Raw genomic sequence first — 20,808 nt, 5'->3', positions numbered from 1 at the left:
AGAGGCGACGGAAACCGAATTCGCCCATCCGGACGCGACACTGCCCCGCGGAATGGCCGCAGAAACCATCGTTCGGGCCGCTGGAACCTGCGCCAAGCGGAAGCCAGCCCGAAGGGCTCAGCGCTTCGGCGCCGAATCGCCTGCGCCGGCCTTGCCGGTCCGCGTCGTGGCGTCGACGAATTCCCAGGCCTCACGCAGCTCGGTCAGGCCGGCGATGATCCGCCGGAAACTCTCGCGCGCATGCGGGCGGCCATAGGCGCGCAGGCTCGCCACGATCAGAGCATTGTAGGTCTCGTACAGCCGGTCGGCCACCGCCCCGCCCTTGGAGAAATCGAGATTGTGGCTCAGCCCGCGCAGGATCGCAGTCGCCTTCATCAGGTAGTCGTGCCCCTCCTCGAAGCGCCGCGCCTCTTGCGAGGCCAGCGCCTTCTGAAGAAACGTGATCGCGCCGCCAAGCAGCATGGAAACCGCCTTGAGCGGCGGCACCGTGGTCGCCGTGCCCCGATAGGCCTGATTGGCCATGTACGCCATCGGATTATGCATTATCAATTACTCGAGCTGGAGTTGAGCAAGGCCTTGAGATAAGTCAGCGTGTTGTTGGAGCTCTCGATCGCGGCCTGGTACTTGGCGTACTGGGCTTCCAGTTGCGTCTGGTAGGCCGACGCGGCGCTTTCGATGTCGTCGACCTTCTGCTGCAGGTCGTCGTCGCGCGTCTCCAGATTCGTGATCAGGGTCTGCAGAGAACCGGTGCTCGACGACGCGTTCTTGGCGATCTGGTAGAGCTGCGTGGCGATCCCCGACGTCGACGTCACCGTGATCGATTGCGAAGTCGTTCCCGAATAGATGAAGGCCATGCCCGCATAGGCCGTGCCGGCATTGCCGACGATGGTGGTGCCGCTCACCGTGAACAGCGAGGAATCGCCGCCGACCGAGGCCGAGGTCAGATTGCCCGAGGAATCGACCGCCACGTCCAGCGTGAACGATTGCGGCGAGGTTCCGGTATTGACGACGCTGAGCTGGCTTGTCGACGTCTTGGTCTGCGCCGACAGCAGCGTGGTCACGCCACTCAGATTGGTGCTCAGGATCGAGGAGAGCGTGCTGGTGTCGAGCTCAAGCTCGTTCGAATCGTTGAACGACAGGCCGAGGTCGGCCATGGTCAGCCCGCCTACCGTGCTGTTGAGCGCGGCTTCAAGCTGGGTCGTGATGTCGCGCATTGTGCCGTCGCCGAACAGGACCGCGCTGGACGACGCAGTGCCGTCCGAATTGGTCGCCTGCTGCGCGATGACCGCATCACGATAGGCGTTGTAGTTGGTGACGAAGGTTGTGAGGGCCGACGTGATTTGGCTGGTATCCGCCCCGATGCTGATGTTCAGCGTCGCGCCGCTCGTCGTCGGCTGCAAAAGATTGAACGTGACGCCGGTCAGGACGTCGGTGATGTCGTTGGTATCCCGGGTCATCGAAATGCCGTCGAGCGTGAACTCGGCCGCCTGCGAGGTCTGGAGCACATCGGAGAACGAGCCCGAGCTGTCGGTCACCCCCAACTCGTTCAGGATGTCGTCGCCGGACGTGCTGGAATAGCTGATATCCTCGGCATCTTCGGTCCCCGTCAGCACCATCTCGTACGAGCCGCTCGACACCTGGACGATCGACGCCTGGACATTGGTCGTCGAGGTCTGGGCGTTGACGGCGTCGACGATGTCCTGGAGCGACATCGTGCTCGTCACGCTGATGCTCGCGGTGGTGCCGCTGCCGAGTCCGAGCGAGAACGTGCCGGTATAGCCGAGTGCGTCGCTCTCGCTGGACTGCGCCGTGCCGACCACCTTCTGCGCGGTCGCGATCTGACTGATGGTCAGCGTATGGTCGCCGGTCGCGGCACCATTGCCGACACTCATGGACAGGGCGGATGACGCGCTGACGTCGCCGGTCGAGCTGATGGTCGCAGCGCGCGTTGCGAATACGTTGGTCGCGAGCGAGTTGATGGTAGACGTTGCGAGCGACGAAAGGCCGGAATAGAGCGTCTTCAAATCGGTCTGAAGAGTCTGGTAGGCTGTGACCTTGGCTTCGTTGTTCGTGATCGAGGTCGAGATCGTCGTCGCAGCCGTGAGCTTGGCATTCACCGCCGCAGTGATCAGCGCGCTCCAGTCGAGGCTGGTCGACGTGGTTGTTCCGGTCGTGGTCACCGAGGAGGCGCTCGAGGTGCTCGAACTGGAGGTCGACGTGCCGCTTGTGCTCGAACTGACGCTGGTCACTTCAGTGCCCGATCCATCGCAGGAAGAACCGGGCCGGCCTCATGCCGGCCCGGAAATACGATCGTTAGCCGAGCAGCTTGAGCAGATACTGCGGCATCTGGTTCGCTGCGGATTCCGCCGACACCGCGGCCTGGGTCTTCACTTCGGCCGAGGACAGCGTGGCCTGCTCGGCCGCGATATCCACGTCCTTGATCGCCGAGTTCGCCGATTGAAGATTCTGGGTCTGGGTCGAGATCGAGTCCGAGGAGAAGTTGAAACGGGATTCCTGCGCACCGATCGAGGCGCGCGCGGCCGAGACCGTGTCGATCGCGGAGTCCAGTATGTCCAGCGCCGAGGTCGCACCCGACTGTGTGCTGACGTCGAGCGATGAGACGGAGAGCGAGGTCGCCGTCAGACTCGACAGAGTGATGGTGATGGTGTCCGAGCTGGACGAGCCAACCAGAACGGCAACACCGGAGGAGAACACGCTGGTGCCGTCGAGCAGGCTCTGGCTGGAATAGCGCGTGCCGCTCGCGATGGAATCGATTTCGCTCGTGAGCTGCGAGAATTCCGATTGGATATAGCCGCGGCTGGAGTCGGTCGTGGTGCCAGAGGACGACTCGGACGCCAGCGACTTCATGCGGGCGAGGATGTCAGAGATGTTCGAGGCGCCGCCGTCGGCGGTCTGCAGGATCGCGGTCGCCTGCGATGCGTTGGTCGCGGCCTGCTGCAGCGTGGTGACGTCCGAGGAGATGCGGGTCGAGATCGCAAGACCGGCGGCGTCGTCGGAAGCGGAGGTGATGCGCGAGCCGCTCGACAGCTTCGAGAGGGCGCTGGTCTCCTGCGAGGAGTTGATGTTGAGGTAGCGGACTGCGGCGTTCGCAGCGGTATTGGTGGAAATCGCGGGCATTGCAGGCTCCTGTGCTGATGGGCATGACGTGCCGCATCGTGATTAAGCGATTGACGACGACGCGGGCGCAGCCCCGTCCGTTCGCTCAAACGACGGAGCGCAAGAAGATCAGGCGAAAAAATTTTAAGATGCAGGATTTTATGGTTAGCAGTCGGTAAACGCGGTGCGGATGTCGCGCTCGTGCCGCCGAAGAAGCTGGCGAAGCTGCTGGCGGCCGCGCTTGAGAAGCGACTCCACCGCAGCGACCGTGGTGTCCATCACCTGGGCGATCTCGCCGTTGCTCATGTTCTCATGATACGACAGGATCACCGCGATGCGTTGCTGCTCGGGCAGCCGCTGCATCGCGACCTCCAGCATGTCGTTCAGCTCGTTGCGCTCGATAATGTCGGCTGCATCAGGCTGACCATCGGCGACTTCCGGCACCGTGTCGACGTTCTCCGTGCGCGGCTTGCGGCGCAGATCGATGCAGCGGTTGGAGATGACCCGGTAGAGCCAGGTCGAGAACTTGGCACGACCGTGCTGCCAACGTCCGCGATGGCTCCAGATCTTGAGCATGGTGTCCTGCACCACGTCCTCGGCATCCGCTGCATTGCCGACGATGCGCAGCGCGATCGCATAGGCGCGATCGATATGACGTTCAACCAGCATGCGGAACGCCGCTTCGTCACCGGTCGCAAGGCGATCGAGCAGCTCGCTGTCTTCATCGAGAACGATCTCGGCAACCGGTTGGGCGTCCGGCGCGAGCGGTGCCGACGGCATCACTGGCAAGGTCTCGTCGACCGGCACCGTCGTCGTGACTTCGGCCTCGGCGGGCGCCCAGACATCAAGCGCGTAACTCATCCCGCAATCTCCAACCCGCAATGCCGGCGGCGCATATTCCACACGGCTTCCAAGCGTTGAACGCAGGAGCAAACCAATCCAGGCGGAGAATTTTTGTTATTTTTCAAGATGTTATCCGGAATCTTTTGCCGAGTGACCGGCAACAATTGCCGACGTCGCGCGAAGCGCGCGTCCCCGTCCAGCAATCATCGACATCGTCTCGCGTCATATGCGGATCACTCATCCCGAACAGATGCAGCTTCAAAAACTCGAGGAGATACACGGCACTAAAACGAACACGCGCTCTGCGCGCGAGGCACGCGGCGATCGATTGTGTCCAAGTGTGAATGAACGCGAGACGATTTTCTCACTCGGCAATTTTTGCCGAATCACCGTTTTCGAACCTAGCGGATTTTTTGAATCTGTCAGTCGCGACATGCGCAGTTTTGAATCGCGCGCGAACTTTTTTCGTCGCGATCGCGCCTGACTTGCAACACAGCAGCGTTAATCAATTCGATTGGCAGGGAATTGCAGCATGAAGATCGCGACGGCCGACGCGAAACGTCGGACGAGAATTGTTTCTGCTTGGTCATTCGATGTTTTCGATACATTTCTGATGCGCGCATGCACGACGCCAGATGGCGTATTTGAAAGGACTTACGAGCTGTCCGGCATTTCAGGAATATGTCCGAACGTTTCCGTCAGTTTCGTTCAGCATCGCATCCAGGCCGAATCGCGCGCGCGCCGAACCGCGAAGGACGAACGCGGCTCTAGCGAAGTGCGCATCGCCGAGATCTATTCCTATTTTCCATTCAAGCTGTTCGGGCTCGATCGCCGCAATCTCGACGACCTCGTCGAGGCCGAGTTCACCGCCGAGCTCGAGCTATGCCGCGTCAATCCTGAAATGCTTCAGCAATATCTCGACATGAAGCGGGCCGGTCATCGCACCGGATTCATCTCGGACACCTACTGGGATTCCATGCGGCTCGCCCGCCTGCTGCACGCGTGCCATCCCGGCCTTGCCTGGGACTTCCTCTATGCGTCCTGCGACCACGGCAGCAGCAAGGGCGAATCCTTGTTCGCCAGATACATCGCCGATCAGGGCGTCGATCCGGCCGCGTGCTTTCACGTCGGCGACAATGAAAGCGCCGACATCAAGGGCGCACGGCGCCACGGCATCCGTCCCCGCTACTATCCGCAGGCCTCGGCGCCATTGGCCGCGAAGCTCCAGCGCGAGACCGCGATGTTCGACTTGTTGTGCCCGGGCAAGCCATCGCGGCTCGACCATGGCGCGCGCACGCTGCGGCGGATGGTGGCGGCGCGCAGCGCGGAGAAGTCGCCGGCGTTCCAGTTGGGCATGACCGTGGTCGGTTCGGTGATGACGGCGTTCGACGCCTTCGTCGCGGCCCGCTACGAGGCGCTGGCGCAGCCCGGCCGCCACGTCGCACTCGGCTTCCTCGGCCGCGACGGATTCTTGTCGCACCGGATCTGGCAGGAACGCCACGGCGCAACGTCGGCCTATGTCGAGATCAATCGCCGCGTCAGCCTGATCGGCTCGGCCGATTCGATGGAGCCGCTCTGCGATCTCCTCGGCAAGGTGCTCAGAATCGACGCACCGACGCTGCGTGACATGATCAAGATCCTGCCGCCGAAGGTCGCCGCCTTCTTTGCAAACTATCCGGACGGGATCGCGCCCGGCGACGAGCTCGCCGACGCGCTGCCGGATCTGATGGACGCCGCCGAGATCACTGAGCTGGCCGCCGGCCTGCGCGCCCGCCTGCTCGCTTATCTCCGCCACACCATCCCCGGATTCGACGATTGCACCGACCTCGTGCTCGCCGATCTCGGCTATTCCGGCAGCGTGCAGAAGGCGCTGCGCCGCATCTTCGACCTGGAAGGCATCGATATCCGCCTGCACGGTGCATATCTGATCTCGCTCGACGACGCCTTCGACGACATCGCCGAGGGCGATACTGCGGAAGGCTTCATTTCCGATCTCGTGGTCACGCCCCACGTCAAGCGCATGCTGATCCGCAATGTCGCATTGCTCGAGCAGATCTGCTGCTCGGCCGACGGCTCGGTGCGCGACTATCAGGACGAGACCGTCCTGCGCGAGATCAATCCGCGCCCCATCGAGCAGATCGCGCTGGCTGCTGAGATCCAGTCGGGTGCGCTGGCCTTCGCGGCGAGCGCGGACAAGGTCGCCTCCGAATACGACCTGCTGCCGTTCGCTGCGCGCGATGTCGCCGCAAGCTGGAGCGCGGCGACGCTGGGGCGCCTGTTGCTGCTGCCGGATGATGACGAGATCGCGCTGCTCGGCGGTTTGAAGCACGATGTCAACCTCGGCACCCATGCTTTGGCGCCGCTGCTGGATGGCGAGTTCGTCCGCAACCAGCTTACCGCGCGCGGCCTTTCCGCCGCCTGCACCTCGGCAGCACCGCCGATGTGGCTCGCCGGCAGCTTTGCGGGCCTGTCGCCGTCTTACTCCTATCTGTACGCACTGTTCGGTGCAAACCGACTGCCGGCCGATGTATTCGAGGAGGCACCTTGCGGTACGTTGCAGGTCGGCCTGTTCCGAGCCGACGGCGCCGCCTCGATGGAAACGGTGACCGTCCATCGTACCGGACTTGGCGAGCTGCGCCTGCGCATCCCGCTATCGCGGGCGATGGCGGTCGCGACGATTGCCGTGCCGCTGGCAAAGCTGGCCCGCGAGGGGCTCCTTCACGGCGTGACCGTCCAGAGCGGCGACAGCGTTCGCGACGCGGCGGAAAGCCAGGAGGTGGTGCGGATCGCCGCCGACGGCCTGGTCCATGCCGGGCTCCAGCGTAACGGCTCCCATTACTACGCCGAGAACGACGATGGCTGCCTCTTGATCCCGATTGCCCCGATGGCGCGGGACATCGCGGTCTATTCGGTGGCGCTCACCTCGCTCAGTCACGCTCGAATCCTCGCCACCGCGCTCGAATAATCCGCCTGATCGCACCCCCTCGCCCGTTGAAGCCCAAGGGCCGATGCGAAATGAGGGGGCACGGAGTTGACGGACGGAACGCAGACAGATCTTGAGCGCCTTTTGCGCACGGCCGGCATCAGGCTCGGCGACGCGCAGGGCCATCGCCTCGGCTGGCTGGTCGGCCGCTACGGCGCCCCGACGGTGCGGATAACGCATGAAGGCCGCCGGAGCGGCGGGGTGATCATCCTGACCGAGCCGCCGAGCGGCGCTGCGGCCGAGCTGTTCTACCGCACCCTGACTCCCGGCTGCGCGATCGTCATTCCGTTCAGCGAAAACCCGGGCTTCGACTTCCTCAAGTCGAAGCTGACCGAGTTCGGTACGGTCGGCCCGAGCGCCGAGGGCCCGCATGAGATGTGGTGGGGCGGGATCGGCTGGTCGAGGGTTCTCGCAGCCGCGGATGAATGCACGGTGCGGCCGCGTGTCATCTCCTACTACCCCTACGGCACGGACCCCGATGCAATCCGCGCCTTGCAGCGCTCGCTCGAGGCTTTTGAGCTCGACAGCCATATCGAGCCGATCGCAGCCGAGCTCGGCGAAGAGGTGCTTTGCTTCGAGAAGGCCGAGTTCATCGCGCGGATGTGGAGCCGCTACCGCGAACCGCTGCTATTCATCGAGGCCGGCGCAGTGCTCCGCGAGGCCCCTCTGCTGCCATCCTCGCTTGGCTGCGACGTCGCCCTTCACAAGTGGAACCGCTGGGAGATGTCGGCGCGCACGCTCTATCTCGGCCGCACGACCGGCGCTGAGCAATTGCTGCAAGCATGGCATCACCTCGCCGCCTCCCATCCCACGATCTGGGAGGGTTATCTGCTCGACCAGGCCTGGAGCCACGCCTCCTCACATGGCCCGCTCGACACGGTTTGGCTGCCCCGCTCCTATCACGCGATGACGGGTGACCTCGCAGCAACCCGCGCCGCCATCATCCATGCCCAGACGGCGACCACGACCGAGCTCGGACCCGATCCAAGCTTCGCCTCCCTCGTGCGCGCGGCCCGCCGTGCCGGCCGGACCGGCGCGCGCGATACCTTCATGGTCATGACCTCCGAGGCCGAAGCCGACAACGGCGTGGCCGTGATCCTGCGCGACGTCGAGGCCAACGAGGCCCGTGCGGTCGCCACCACCGTCGAGGCGGTGACCGGTGCCTTTGCCAACGACTGCGGCGGTTACGGACGGTTCGAGCTGTCGCTGTGCGGCTGGCAGGACGATGTCAACGCCGCACGCGAGGCTGCGCGCCTCGCACGCTATCGCACCCTCGAGATCGTGCCGGGACAGAAAATTTCCGGTGACTTCTTCGCCAGCGCCGCGGCCGAAGCCACGCGCTGCCACCTCATCCCCTGACGAGAGCCGCTCCGATGCTGAAGACCATCATCCTGCTCACCCAAACCGGCCAACAGCAGCTACCGCTTGCCGCGCTGCTCCGCGAGCACAACCCGAACCTGTCCTTCTGCTCGGCGCTGTCGGCCCGCGATCTGCTCGCGATCGCACCGAACATGCTGCGCGATGCGCGGCTGGTGTCGTTTGCCAACGACATCGCAATCCCGGAGAAATTCCTGCTTCAGCTCGGATGCGGCGCCTATAAGTTTTACGTCGCGCCCGTTCAATATCCCGGTCTGCCGACGGCGCCCGATGACAGCGACGATCCGCGTTGCTTCTCGGCGATCGCGCAATCGATGACGATCTGGCCGGACACGCGCCGCGTGGTCGGACTTGAAACCCTGACCGTTCCGGAAGAGGCGTCGCCGATGGAACGCGAGCGGCAGACCTTTACCCGGCTCGCGCACCTGTTCTGGCGGATGAGCGGCATGATCGCGAATGAAGCGACCGAGCTGCCGGGGATCATCGACGGCACCGAGAGCAGGCCGAGCTTCGCGCAGATGAACTGAGGCTAGTACGACTTGGCGAGGCCAAGCACCTTTTCCGCGATGAAGCTGAGCGCGAGCTGCGGGCTGACCGGCGCAATCCGCGGGATCAGGATCTCGCGCAAATAGCGCTCGACGTGAAACTCCTTGGCGTAGCCAAAGCCGCCATGCGTCATCACCGCTTGTTCGCAGGCCGAAAAGCCGGCCTCGCCCGCGAGATATTTTGCGGCATTGGCGGCGGCGCCGCAGGGCATGCCCTTGTCATACTGCCAGGCCGCCGACATCACCATCAGCCAGGCCGCCTCGAGCTCGACCCAGTTCACCGCAAGCGGGTGCTGGATGCCCTGGTTCTTGCCGATGGGGCGATTGAAGACAACGCGGGTCTTGGCATATTCGGTTGCACGCGATAGCGCGAGCTTGCCGAGGCCGACCGCTTCCGCCGCGATGAGGATACGCTCGGGGTTCATGCCTTCGAGAATATACTCGAAGCCGCGCCCCTCTTCGCCGATCCGATCCTCCATCGGGATCTCGAAATCCTCGAAGAACAGCTCGTTGGAATCGACGATTTTGCGGCCCATCTTCTCGATCTCGTGGACCTTGATGCGCTTGCGGTCGAAATCCGTGTAGAACAGGCTGAGACCATGGGTGGGCGAACGCACGTCCTCAAGTGGCGTCGTTCGTGCGAGCAGCAGGATCTTGTGCGCGACCTGGGCGGTCGAGATCCAGACCTTCTGGCCATTGACGATGTAGCGGTCGTTCCTGGCCACCGCACGGGTCTTGAGCTGCGTGGTGTTGAGCCCGGTGTTGGGCTCGGTGACGGCGAAGCAGGCCTTTTCGCGGCCCTCCACCATCGGCGGCAGCATGCGCTTGCGTTGCTCCTCGGTGCCGAACACGACGACGGGATTGAGGCCGAACACGTTGATATGCACGGCCGAGGCGCCGGACATGCCGGCGCCGGATTCAGCGATGGTCCGCATCATGATCGCGGCCTCGGTGATGCCGAGACCCGAGCCGCCATAAGCCTCGGGCACGCAGATGCCGAGCCAGCCGGCATCGGCGAGCGCCTTGTGGAAGTCGTGCGGGAAACCGCCTTCGCGGTCCTTGTTCAGCCAATAGGCGTCGTCAAAGCCTTCGCAGATCTTTGCGATGGCGTCGCGGATGGCTTCCTGCTGGTCGGTGAGCGCGAAATCCATGATGGTCTCCTTTGCCGGAGGCTCGTAAGTCAGCGCCCAATTCTTGCTTGAGGCAAACGTACAGATATGTGAATTTTACTGTCAAGCTCATGAATTCTGCGTGGGAGGTGCTGGCAGTGCGGGAGTCCAAGTCGCAGCCGACGGCGGGCATCGTCGAGGACAGAACGACCAGATCGTCGGCAAATTCCGCTGCATCGCGATGACGAGGCCAGCCTGATGCGCTCCATGTTGTTCGTGCCGGGCGACTCCCCCCGCAAATTCGAGAAGGCGAGCGAAGGCAAGGCCGACGCCTTGATCATCGATCTCGAGGACTCCGTCGTTATCGAAAAGAAAGACGAGGCGCGCGGGCTGGCACTTGCGATGCTCAAGGGGCGCCGCGGGGAGCACCAGCTCTATGTCCGCGTCAATGCACTCGACACCGGCATGACGCTCGCCGATCTCGCCGCCGTCATGCCGGGCGTGCCCGACGGCATCGTGCTGCCGAAATCGCAGGGTGGCGATGATGTCCGCCAGGTCGCGCTGTGGCTAGATGCGTTCGAGGCCGCGGCCGGTACCACGGTTGGCTCGACCCGCATCGTCTGTGTCGCGACCGAAACCGCCAGCTCGGTCTTTGGCCTCGGCACCTACAAGGATTGCTCCCCGCGCCTCGCTGGCCTGATGTGGGGTGCCGAAGATCTCTCCGCCTCCATCGGCGCCACCGAGAAGGCGAGCGGTGGTGTCTTCCATAGCCCCTACCGGCTGGCACGCGATCTCTGCCTGATGGCGGCCGCCGCAGCGGAGGTGGCGCCGATCGACACCGTCTATACAGACATCGACAACCTCACGGGCCTCGAGCAGGAGACGCGCGCGGCGCGGCGGGACGGTTTTTCTGCGAAGGCCCTGATCCACCCGAAACATGTCGACATCGTCAACGCCGCATTCGCTCCGACCGACGCCGAGCGTATCTGGGCCGAGAAGGTGATCGCGGCCTTCGCCAATAATCCCAATTCCGGCACGCTGCGCCTCGACGGCATGATGATCGACAAGCCGCATCTTCGCGCCGCGAAGAGGATCCTTGGCCTGCCGTAGATCAGAATGAGTTCGGGTCGAAACGGCGATCGGCGGCCTGAGCTTTACTCGAATCCCTGAACGGGCGGCGCCGAGGTCGGCGCCGGCGCAGCCGGCGTTGCTTGAGCGGGCGAAACGCTCGCGGGTCTCACTTGACCATTGGCGTTCATCGCCTCCTGCGTGCGCGGCGGAGCGCTTGCGCTCGGCACTCGACCCCCATCACGTGGCGCGCGGTGGCTCCTCGCCGTGCGCGATCCCCGCAAACCCCACGACCGCGCAATGGAAGGACCGGCAGCATAGCCGACGAAAGCTCCGGCGACGGCGCCGATCGGCCCGAGCACGACAGCACCCGAAACGGCTCCCAAGGCCGCATCACCTGCGCGTTCCTGCGCAACGGCACCTGCCGGCGCAAGCACGAGCATCGCAACCACGACCATCGAAGGTTTGTTCATCGGAGCGTCTCCCTCACAGGAGATCACTTCTTACGCAAATATGGCGGCAGGACGTTTGTTTATTGCCCAACACAGGGCAATCGGCCGATGGAACTCGGATGAGTAGCCCGGATGCAGCGCATCGTGAGCGACTTCTAGACGATCTTGATCGACATGTCCGGCAGGCCTTCCAGCTTGCACAGGAGCACATCGCCCTTTACCACGGGGCCGACATTCTCTGGCGTGCCGGAATAGATGATGTCTCCGGCCTTGAGCTCGAAGGCCTCAGAGAGCTTCGCGATCTGCTCGGCGACACTCCAGATCATCTTGCTGAGATCCGAGCTCTGCCGCACGGTCCCGTTCACCGCCAGCGAAATGGCTCCCTTCTCGAAATGGCCGGTCTTGCTCGCCGGATGGATCGGGCCGATCACTGCGGCATGATCGAAGCTCTTGCCGATCTCCCACGGCTTCTTCTCCGCGGCCATGCCGTTCTGCAAATCGCGCCGGGTCATGTCGAGGCCGAGCGCGTAGCCGTAGACGTGGTCGAGTGCCTTCTCCGGCGGGATATTCGTGCCGCCGGATTTCAGCGCGGCAACGAGCTCGACCTCATGATGATAGTTCTTGGTCAGCGACGGATAAGGATGCTCGGCGACCTCGCCGACCGCGACATTCTGGATCGCATCGGTCGGCTTCTGGAAGAAGAACGGCGGCTCGCGGTTCGGATCCGAGCCGCGCTCGATCGCATGCGCGGCGTAGTTGCGGCCGATGCAGTAGATGCGTCGGACCTGGAACACATCCGTCTCGCCGACGATCGGAATCGTCGTCATCGGCACCGGGAAGATCGGCTTGGATCCCGCTTGCGCGGCGGCTGGCGGTGCTTCGGCCATGGTGGCCGCCGCTGCCGCGGCGGCGGTCGCAAGCAGGTCGCGCCGCGAGGGCGAGGAGGTCTTTTTCATCTTTTTTGCTCCTGAGGCCATCCAATTGGGCCGAACCGACGGATAGTGGATCAGGCGCCTCCTATCAACATCGTTGACGCCGATGCGGCAGCGCACCATTGGCAGGCGCACGGTATGATCGATCCGGAGAGACAATCAGCGAAGGTGTCACGACGTGCACGCCACGCCGCAGATCCGCCAGAACCGGGCCATCGCAGCGCTGCTGCTTGTCATCGCGACATCCGCTGCAGCCCGCGCGAGATCGCAGCCGATCGCACCCGCGCGCATGACGGCGATCTGCACGATCGACGCACGCTTTCAGTCCTACAATGTCGAGATGGTCGAGGTGACGGGCGGGCGTTTCTGGAAGCCCTATCCACGAGGCTCGCGAGCCGAAGCCGAGGTCGCGCGAGACCGCTACAGCTACAGGCCGCCGATCGATCTCACCAATGCGCAGCTGCGCATGCTCGCTGCTGCTCTGGGCCCGGCCTATATGCGCGTCAGCGGCACCTGGGCGAATGCCACGTTCTTTGCCGATGCGGATGACGCGCCGGCTGCACCGCCTCCCGGTTTCAGCTCCGTGCTGAACCGCGCGCAGTGGCGTGCTGTTCTCGACTTTGCCCGCGCGGTGAATGCGGAGATCATGACGTCGTTTGCCGTCAGTGCGGGCAGCCGCAACGCGGACGGCCATTGGATACCCGATCAGGCGCAGCAGCTTCTCTCATTCACGCGGTCGCTCGGTGGCCACGTCGCAGCCGCCGAGTTCATGAACGAGCCGACACTCGCGGCCACCAACGGCGCACCGCCGGGCTATGACGCAAAGGCCTATGCCAACGACTTCGCCGCCTTCCATTCGTGGATGCGCCAGCATGCCCCTGACACGCTGGTCGTCGGCCCCGGCTCCGTCGGCGATTCGCCGACTCGATCCGCCGGCGGCATCCGGACGCGCGACCTGCTCGCGGCATCCGGAGCTCGCCTCGATCGCTTCTCCTATCATCACTACAACACGCTCTCGCCGCGCTGCGGCGTCCGCAATGATGCGGCGCAGGCTCTATCGCCGGATTGGCTCGCGCGCACCGATCGCGCGCTTTCGGTCTACCGCGGCCTGCGCGACGAATTCGCACCTGGCACGCCGATCTGGCTGACGGAGACGGCCGACGCCGCCTGCGGCGGCAATCGCTGGGACGCGACCTTCCTGGACACGTTCCGCTATCTCGACCAGCTCGGACGGCTCGCCAAAGCCGGCGTACAGGTGGTGATGCACAACACGCTGGCCGCCAGCGACTACGGCCTGCTCGACGAGACGACGTTTCGGCCGCGGCCGACCTACTGGGGCGCGCTGCTGTGGCATCGCCTGATGGGAACGACGGTGCTCGACGCCGGCGTGGCCGGCCTCCCCGAACTTCACGTCTATGCGCATTGCCATCCCACGATGACCGGCGCTGTGTCCCTCCTCGCGATCAATATTTCACGGAGCGAATCGCGCAGCATGAAGCTGCCGATCGCGTCAGAGCGCTACACGCTGGATGCGGTGCAGCTACAAAGCTCGACCGTGCGATTGAACGGAAGGACACTCGCCCTCACGGCCAACGCCGATTTACCCCTGCTCGAAGCGCGCGCGATACCGGCCGGGACGATTGCCCTGGCGCCGAAAACCATCACCTTCCTGGTGATCCCGGACGCTGCCAACCCTGCGTGCCGATGAAGCGCCTAAAGTGCGAGTTGAATCGGACGTGAGGTCGCCGCTCGCTCCGTCATTGCGAGAAGCGAAGCGACGAAGCAATCCAGAATCTTACCACGGAAAGATTCTGGATTGCTTCGCTGCGCTCGCAATGACGAGTTTGCGGAGAGAGTGGGCACAGACCTCACCGAAGTCGTCCCGGCGAGGGCCGGCCGGGGTAATGTCGCTCGACAATCCAGCCAGCACGCCTCAGTTCGCCGCCTGCCTCGCCGCCGGCATGTAGATCTGTGCGTAGCCTTCCTTGATCGCGGAGGTGATCCGATCGAGCCGCCGGTCGATGTGCTTTTCCAGCACGGAGACGCAACGCGCCTCGTCGCGCGCCTTGAGGCCCTCGACGACGGCACGGTGCTCGGCCTGCGTGTTGGAGCGATTGACGCGGTCCATGTCGATCCAGCGCACGAAGCGGATGCGGGCGTTGACGTTGCGCAATACACGCAGCATCTCGGCATTATCGGACATTGCCATCAGCCGTTCGTGAAAGGTCTCATCCAGCTCGACCAGCTCGACCGACGAACGCTCGCCGGGGTCGGGGCCCGTCGCTTCGAGGAATTTGAGCAGCGCGTCGATGTCCTCATCCCTAGCGCGCTTGATGGCAAGACGGACCGCGGCGACCTCGATCGACTTGCGCAGCTCGTAGAGATCGAAGATCTCGTGCGCGTCCAGCTCGCGGCAGAAGAAGCCCTTGCCGGGCGTGAAGCGCAGGAAGCCTTCGGTGTTCAGTCGATTGAGCGCTTCACGCAGCGGCGTGCGGCTGACGCCGAGACGCTTTGCCAGTTCGCCCTCGTTGAGCCGTTCGCCCGGCTTGAACTGATAGCTGACGGCCATCGCCTTGAGCTGTTCGTAGACGCGATCGACGATGCTGTCCGAGGCGAGTTCCAGGTGCTTGTTCATGGCCTTGTTCATAGACATCTCTAGGCAAACCGACGCGGCCGCAGTCCGGCATGAAACCAATTGATCATGGAATAGATATCATAGACAGGCAGACCCACCTCCGCCTGTAATGCGGCAGCGTAAGGCGGCATGTTGGTGCATTCAAGCACGATGGCACCGACATCGGGATGCGCAGCGACGAGCGCCTTGCCGGCTTCGACCACATCGCGCTCGGCCTCAGCGATGTCCATGTCGTCCTTCTCGGCCTTGATCAGGACGCGGAAGAACTCCTTGCCGTTTTCGGTGCCGACCAGCGGCGTGTCGAGCGGCACGCCGGCACCTTCCAGATGCGCCGGCGATAGCGTCGAGCCCGACACCGTGACGAGGCCGACGCGCTTGCCCGGCGGCAAGGTCGCCTGCACCCAGGGCACCTGCATCAACGATGATGTTGCTACCGGGACGCCGACGGCGGCGGCAAGCTCCTTCTGAAACAGCGCGAGGAAGCCGCAATTGGTGGTGATGGCTTCGGCGCCGAGCCGCACCAGCTCCCTCGCCGCGTCGATGAAGTCCGGCAACAGCCCGGCCGCGCCCTTCAGCACCACTTTCTCCGGGCTCGCTCCGCTCACCACGCGATAGAGCACCGGGAACGGCCAGGTGGTGCCGTTGCCCATATCGCCGGGGATGCGGGGAAAGCGTGCCTCCAGCATCAAAATGCCGAGCGGCGCGCCATAGAGCGCCTTGCCGCCACGTGCGATGCGGGAGGAGGAATTTTGCGGATAGGTCATGATGCGGCCTCAGAGGAAGCGGCTGGGTGCGAACGGTTCGAGCGGAATCTCCGGCGTCTTGCCGCTGGCGAGCTGCGCGACGAGGCGGCCGGTGCGTGCGGAGCCGACGAGGCCGATATGGCCATGGCCGAACGCGTAGATGATATCGCGCGAGGCGCGCGCATGGCCGATGCAGGGACGGCCATCCGGCATGCTCGGGCGATGGCCGAACCACATCTTGATGCGCTCGGCCGGAATGTTTTTCGGCAACTTCGGAAACATGCCGAGGAGATTGTCGCGCAGGATCTCGGCGCGCTTCCAGTTCGGCTCCGCGTCAAGCCCGGCGATCTCGACCGTGCCGGCGGCCCGCAGGCCCTTGTTGGTCCAGTTCACGACCATCTTGGCGTCGGAGGCCATCATCGAAGAGCGCGGGCCCGCCTCTGGATGCTCGATCATGACATGATAGCCGCGCTCGGTCTCGAGCGGCAGCGAGTCACCGACGGATGCGGTGAGCAGCTTTGAGCGTGCACCGGCGGCGACCACTGCAGCATCGCAGGCGATCTCTCCACTCTCGGTCAGAACGGCAACGAGCTTGTTGCCGTCGAGCTTGAAGCCGGTCGCCTTGGCGCGCACCAGCTTGGCCCCACTGGCGAACGCATGATTGGCAAGTGCAGCGACATAGGCACCGGGATCGCGGCAGCGCCCGGCCTCCTCGACCACCACACCGAATTTATAGCGCGGATCAAGTTCGGGCTCGCGCTGGCGCATCTCGTCTGCGGAAAGCTCCAGCCATTCGACGCCGACACGCTTGCGGATGCGCCAGCCGGGATCACTGTCGAAATTCCCGCGCGAGGGGAAGACGTGCATGACGCCGTTGCGTTCGATCAGCTCGGAAACGCCAGCCTCGTCCGCGAGCTTCCTGTGCAGCAGCGGCGCATCCTTGAGGAGAGCGCGCAGCGCGACAGCCGTTTTCTCGACACGAGCTTCGGTCCAGCCCGAGAGCAGATATTTGACCAACCAGGGCAATGCCTTCGGCAGGTAGGTCCAGCGGATCGCGAGCGGACCGAGCGGGTCCATCAGATAGCCCGGCACCTTCTTCCAGACGCCGGGCTCGGCCGGCGGGATCACCGAATGCGACGACAGCCAGCCGGCATTGCCATAACTCGCCGCCTGCTCACCACCGGGCTCGCCCGGATCGATCAGCGTGACACGATGGCCCTCGCGTAGCGCCTCGATGGCACTGATCACGCCGACCGCGCCAGCGCCGATGATGGCAACGTGGCGGCCCTCCAACATCAGCGCGACTTCTCGTGCGGCACAAAATCCTTGCCGATGGACAGCGCGCGCTGATCGAAGATGCAATGCAGGATCGCAGGCTTGCCCGACGCGAGCGCGCGCTCGAAAGCGGGCGCGAATTCCTCCGTGCGCTCGACGCGCTCGCCATGACCGCCGAACGCCTTTGCGTACATCGCAAAGTCAGGATTCTTGAGCTGCGTGCCCACCACGCGGCCGGGATAGTCGCGCTCCTGGTGCATGCGAATGGTGCCGTATTGCGCGTTGTCGATGACGACGACGATGAGTGCCGCGTCATACTGCACGGCGGTCGCAAACTCCTGACCGTTCATCAGGAAGCAGCCGTCGCCGGCAAACGCGACGACGACGCGATCCGGATGTTGCCGCTTGGCGAGCACGCCGGCCGGCACGCCGTAGCCCATCGAGCCGGAGGTCGGCGCAAGTTGCGCGGCAAAGGCATGGAAGCGGTGGTGGCGATGCAGCCAGCCGGCATAGTTGCCGGCGCCGTTGCAGACGATCGCGTCCTTGGGCAGGCGGTCGCGCAGCCACGTCATGACCTGGCCGAACTGGAACGAACCCGGCAGCTCGCGCGCCGTCTCGGTCCAGGCAAGATAGTCTGCGTGCGCCTTGGCCGCCTCGCCCTTCCAGGCCGGATGCGCGGTAGGCTTCAAGGTCTCGACGGCCGCTGCGAACGCACTGGGCGTGGCCTGGATCGCGAGCACAGGCTGATAGACGCGGCCCAGCTCCTCCGCGCCCGGATGAACATGGATCAGCTTCTGGCTCGGCACGGGAATGTCGAGCAGCGAGTAGGACGACGACGGCATCTCCGACATCCGGCCGCCGATCAGCAGGATGACATCGGCGCCGGTGACGCGCGCCTTCAGGCCCGGGCTCGGCCCGATGCCGAGATCGCCGGCATAGTGGGAATGATCGGCGTCGATCAGCGAGGCGCGGCGGAACGAGGTCGCGACCGGCAGATCGAAACGCTCGGCGAAGCGCGCAATGCCCTTGGCGGCTTCCGCAGTCCACCCCGAACCACCGAGAATGACGAGCGGCGCCTTTGCGCCCGCAAGCATCGCAGTCAGGCGTTCGAGATCGGCCGGCGCCGGCCAACTCACGGCTGGCTCGACGCGCGGCGCGTCGGCGACTGCGGCCGTCTCGGTCAGCATGTTCTCCGGCAGCGCGATCACGACGGGACCGGGGCGGCCCTGCATCGCGACACGGAACGCGCGCGCAACGAGCTCGGGAATGCGATCGGGACGATCGATCTCGACAGCCCATTTCGCCATGGTGCCGAACACTGCCTTGTAGTCGAGCTCCTGAAACGCCTCGCGCTCGCGCATGCCGATGTCGACCTGGCCGATGAACAGGATCATCGGGCTCGAATCCTGCATCGCGATGTGGACGCCATGGCTGGCGTTGGTCGCGCCGGGACCGCGGGTGACGAAGCAGATGCCCGGGCGTCCCGTGAGCTTGCCGTAGGCTTCCGCCATCATCGCGGCGCCGCCTTCGGCGCGGCAGATCATCAAATCGATCGGGCTGTCATGCAGCGCATCGAGCGCGGCGAGGTAGCTTTCGCCGGGCACGCAGGTGACGCGCTCGACGCCTTGCGCGACCAGCTGGTCGATCAGGATCTGGCCCCCGGTGCGGGCGTTACGAATGCTCATGACGGCTCCCTAAGAGGCTTTGGCGATGCGCTTGAAGCGTGTCGCGCCAGTTTTTTTTCTAAGGTGGCGTAGGACAGGCGGACAGTGCGCGCAAGATCGAAGGGCTTCTCGTATCCTGCGCAGACATCATGCCCGCCTCCGATGTTTGCAACTATCGTCCGCTCGCGATGATGCGGCGGCAATGGTCGAGTGCCGCACCGATCAGATTGTCGCTCGCCTCCGGCGTGCGGAACGCCGAATGCGCCGACAGCGTCACGTTCGCAAGCTTGGTCAGCGCATGGCCTGCCGGCAGCGGTTCGACGGTGAAGACGTCGAGGCCGGCATGGCCGATATGGCCCGAGCGCAGCGCCTCGATCATGGCCTCTTCATCGACCACTGCGCCGCGCGCCGTGTTGATCAGAATGCTGCCTGGGCGCATCATCGCGATGCGCTCGCGGGAGAGGAAGTTCCTGGTCTCGTCGTTGAGCAGCAGATGCAGCGAGATGACGTGGCTTTCCGCAAGCAGCTTCTCCAACGGAACGAAGTCGACGCCCGGATGCGTCTTCGGCGTCCGGTTCCAGGCGATCACCTTCATGCCGCAGCCGAGCGCCATGCGCGCGACTTCCGCGGCGATACCGCCAAAACCGATCAGGCCCAGCGTCTTGCCGGTGAGCTGGAGGGCGTCGCGGCGCAGCCAGTTGCCATCGCGCATGCCGCGATCCATCTCGCCGAACCCTTTTGCGGAGGCCCACATCAGCGCGATCGCGCATTCGGCGACCGCAGTGTCGCCATAACCCTTGATGGTGTGGACGGCGATGCCGTGCTGGCCAAGCTCATCCGGATTCATGTAGCTGCGCGCGCCGGTGCCGAGGAAGACGACGTGCTTCAGAGCCGCGCACTTCGCGGCAACCGCCGTCGGCACCGCGGTGTGATCGACGATCATGATCTCCACGCCGTCCAGGAGACGCGGCAGGTCGTTGGGTGAGATTGCCGGGTCGCGGTTGATGCCGACCGGAAGGCTTTCCTTGCGCAGCAGTTTTTCGGTGACGGCGGCAAGCGTGTCGTTGGCATCGACGAACAGGGCACGCATCGGCTGATCTTTCTCTTCCAGCTAAATACCGTATTGCATTTTAATCTGAATACAGAAATAGTCCAGAAGCCGGGATTGGATGTTCAGGGGTAACTGCCCAGGAGAACCGCCATGAATCGCAGGGACGCACTCACCACCGTCGCCCTCGCCGGCGCTGCGATGGCCGCCGCGACCTCAGCCAACGCCGACACGGCTCCAAGCTCCACCCTCGACCGGATCAAGAAGAGCGGCGTGTTGCGGATCGCGGTGATTGCCGGCCAGGATCCCTATTTTCACAAGGACCTCACCACCAATCAATGGTCGGGCGCCTGCATCGACATGGCGAACGACATCGCCGGCAAGCTCGGCGCCAAGGTCGAGACGCTGGAGTCGACCTGGGGCAATCAGATCCTCGATCTCCAGGCCGAGAAGATCGATCTCGCCTTTGCCGTGAACCCGACGCCCGAGCGCGCGCTGGTCATCGACTTCTCCTCGCCCATCCTCGTGCACTCCTTCACCGTCATCACCAAGAAGGGTTTCGGCAAGCCGCAGACCTGGGCGGAGATCAACAAGCCGGAGGTCAAGATCGCCGTCGACATCGGCTCGACGCATGAGACGATCGCGCGGCGCTATTGCCCGAAGGCGACGATCCTCGGCTTCAAGGAGCGCAACGAGGCGATCCTCGCCGTCTCAACTGGACGGGCGGACTGCAACATATCGCTCGCCGTGCTTTCGGTCGCGACGCTGAAGAAGAACCCGACGCTCGGCGAGCTCGCGGTGCCACGGCCGCTGCTCACGCTGCCGACCAATCTCGGCATCCGCGCGGAGGCCGATCGGCGCTACAAGGATTTCCTCAGCGCCTGGGCCGATTACAACCGCGCGCTCGGCCAGACCCGCGAATGGATGCTCAAGGCTTTTGAAACCGTCGGCCTCAGCGCGGAGGACATTCCCGGCGAAATTCAATTCTGACAGCCGCGGCCAACCACATTGAGATCG

18 protein-coding genes are annotated in these 20,808 nt (G+C 64.3%); 6 read left to right on the top strand and 12 right to left on the bottom strand.

What is annotated here, in order from left to right:
• Positions 1–117 precede the first annotated feature (117 nt).
• The 4 genes from ACV1FX_RS37650 to ACV1FX_RS37635 form a co-directional block, all read right to left on the bottom strand.
• Positions 118–531, bottom strand: a complete 414-nt coding sequence (locus tag ACV1FX_RS37650; RefSeq protein WP_473122592.1) for a flagellar export chaperone FliS — start codon at positions 529–531, stop codon at positions 118–120.
• Positions 532–545: 14 nt separating this feature from the next.
• Complete coding sequence (gene fliD / locus ACV1FX_RS37645; protein ID WP_473122572.1) at positions 546–2,249, bottom strand: flagellar filament capping protein FliD; 1,704 nt, start codon at positions 2,247–2,249, stop codon at positions 546–548.
• 64 nt (positions 2,250–2,313) lie between these two features.
• Positions 2,314–3,138: a flagellin gene (locus ACV1FX_RS37640; protein ID WP_473122571.1), complete on the bottom strand. Its 825-nt coding sequence runs from the start codon at positions 3,136–3,138 to the stop codon at positions 2,314–2,316.
• Between the two features lie 144 nt (positions 3,139–3,282).
• The gene (locus ACV1FX_RS37635; protein WP_473122570.1) at positions 3,283–3,978 is read right to left on the bottom strand and encodes an RNA polymerase sigma factor; all 696 of its coding nucleotides are present in this window, start codon (positions 3,976–3,978) and stop codon (positions 3,283–3,285) included.
• Positions 3,979–4,573: 595 nt separating this feature from the next.
• Here ACV1FX_RS37635 and ACV1FX_RS37630 point away from each other — a divergent pair.
• From ACV1FX_RS37630 to ACV1FX_RS37620, 3 genes are all read left to right on the top strand, one after another.
• Positions 4,574–6,925, top strand: coding sequence for a hypothetical protein (locus tag ACV1FX_RS37630; RefSeq protein ID WP_473122569.1), 2,352 nt, complete (start codon positions 4,574–4,576; stop codon positions 6,923–6,925).
• A gap of 66 nt (positions 6,926–6,991) precedes the next feature.
• On the top strand, positions 6,992–8,302 hold the full coding sequence (locus ACV1FX_RS37625) for a hypothetical protein (protein WP_473122568.1): 1,311 nt from the start codon (positions 6,992–6,994) through the stop codon (positions 8,300–8,302).
• A gap of 14 nt (positions 8,303–8,316) precedes the next feature.
• A complete protein-coding gene (locus tag ACV1FX_RS37620) occupies positions 8,317–8,847 on the top strand; it encodes a hypothetical protein (RefSeq protein WP_473122567.1) in 531 nt (176 codons plus the stop codon).
• A gap of 2 nt (positions 8,848–8,849) precedes the next feature.
• Here ACV1FX_RS37620 and ACV1FX_RS37615 read toward each other — a convergent pair whose 3' ends face one another.
• On the bottom strand, positions 8,850–10,016 hold the full coding sequence (locus ACV1FX_RS37615; RefSeq protein ID WP_473122566.1) for an acyl-CoA dehydrogenase family protein: 1,167 nt from the start codon (positions 10,014–10,016) through the stop codon (positions 8,850–8,852).
• 216 nt (positions 10,017–10,232) lie between these two features.
• Here ACV1FX_RS37615 and ACV1FX_RS37610 point away from each other — a divergent pair, with 216 nt between their 5' ends.
• Entirely contained in the window at positions 10,233–11,084 is an 852-nt protein-coding gene (locus ACV1FX_RS37610; RefSeq protein WP_473122565.1) for an HpcH/HpaI aldolase/citrate lyase family protein, read from the top strand.
• A gap of 44 nt (positions 11,085–11,128) precedes the next feature.
• On the opposite strand, the gene ACV1FX_RS37605 is transcribed toward ACV1FX_RS37610, so the two are convergent.
• Both ACV1FX_RS37605 and ACV1FX_RS37600 read right to left on the bottom strand, forming a co-directional pair.
• Positions 11,129–11,515 (bottom strand): hypothetical protein, encoded by a 387-nt coding sequence (locus ACV1FX_RS37605; protein ID WP_473122564.1) that lies wholly within the window; start codon positions 11,513–11,515, stop codon positions 11,129–11,131.
• Between the two features lie 134 nt (positions 11,516–11,649).
• The gene (locus ACV1FX_RS37600; protein ID WP_473122563.1) at positions 11,650–12,450 is read right to left on the bottom strand and encodes a fumarylacetoacetate hydrolase family protein; all 801 of its coding nucleotides are present in this window, start codon (positions 12,448–12,450) and stop codon (positions 11,650–11,652) included.
• Between the two features lie 154 nt (positions 12,451–12,604).
• Here ACV1FX_RS37600 and ACV1FX_RS37595 point away from each other — a divergent pair, with 154 nt between their 5' ends.
• A complete protein-coding gene (locus tag ACV1FX_RS37595; protein ID WP_473122562.1) occupies positions 12,605–14,134 on the top strand; it encodes a glycosyl hydrolase family 79 N-terminal domain-containing protein in 1,530 nt (509 codons plus the stop codon).
• 225 nt (positions 14,135–14,359) lie between these two features.
• Here the strand turns inward: ACV1FX_RS37595 and ACV1FX_RS37590 are convergent, their stop codons facing one another.
• The 5 genes from ACV1FX_RS37590 to ACV1FX_RS37570 form a co-directional block, all read right to left on the bottom strand.
• On the bottom strand, positions 14,360–15,073 hold the full coding sequence (locus ACV1FX_RS37590) for a GntR family transcriptional regulator (protein ID WP_473122561.1): 714 nt from the start codon (positions 15,071–15,073) through the stop codon (positions 14,360–14,362).
• 8 nt (positions 15,074–15,081) lie between these two features.
• Positions 15,082–15,825, bottom strand: coding sequence for an aspartate/glutamate racemase family protein (locus ACV1FX_RS37585; protein ID WP_473122560.1), 744 nt, complete (start codon positions 15,823–15,825; stop codon positions 15,082–15,084).
• A gap of 9 nt (positions 15,826–15,834) precedes the next feature.
• Positions 15,835–17,100, bottom strand: a complete 1,266-nt coding sequence (locus tag ACV1FX_RS37580) for an NAD(P)/FAD-dependent oxidoreductase (RefSeq protein ID WP_473122559.1) — start codon at positions 17,098–17,100, stop codon at positions 15,835–15,837.
• Positions 17,100–18,764, bottom strand: a complete 1,665-nt coding sequence (locus ACV1FX_RS37575; protein WP_473122558.1) for a thiamine pyrophosphate-binding protein — start codon at positions 18,762–18,764, stop codon at positions 17,100–17,102. The genes ACV1FX_RS37580 and ACV1FX_RS37575 overlap by 1 nt, the downstream gene beginning before the upstream one ends.
• Positions 18,765–18,915: 151 nt before the next feature.
• Positions 18,916–19,833, bottom strand: coding sequence for an NAD(P)-dependent oxidoreductase (locus ACV1FX_RS37570; protein ID WP_473122557.1), 918 nt, complete (start codon positions 19,831–19,833; stop codon positions 18,916–18,918).
• Positions 19,834–19,944: 111 nt separating this feature from the next.
• Here ACV1FX_RS37570 and ACV1FX_RS37565 point away from each other — a divergent pair, with 111 nt between their 5' ends.
• Positions 19,945–20,781, top strand: a complete 837-nt coding sequence (locus ACV1FX_RS37565; RefSeq protein ID WP_473122556.1) for a transporter substrate-binding domain-containing protein — start codon at positions 19,945–19,947, stop codon at positions 20,779–20,781.
• The last annotated feature ends 27 nt before the right edge of the window (positions 20,782–20,808 follow it).

The sequence above is a fragment of the Bradyrhizobium ingae genome, assembly GCF_055791185.1.
Note: the sequence above shows the minus strand (reverse complement) of the source record. Positions and strands in the feature narration are given on the sequence as shown.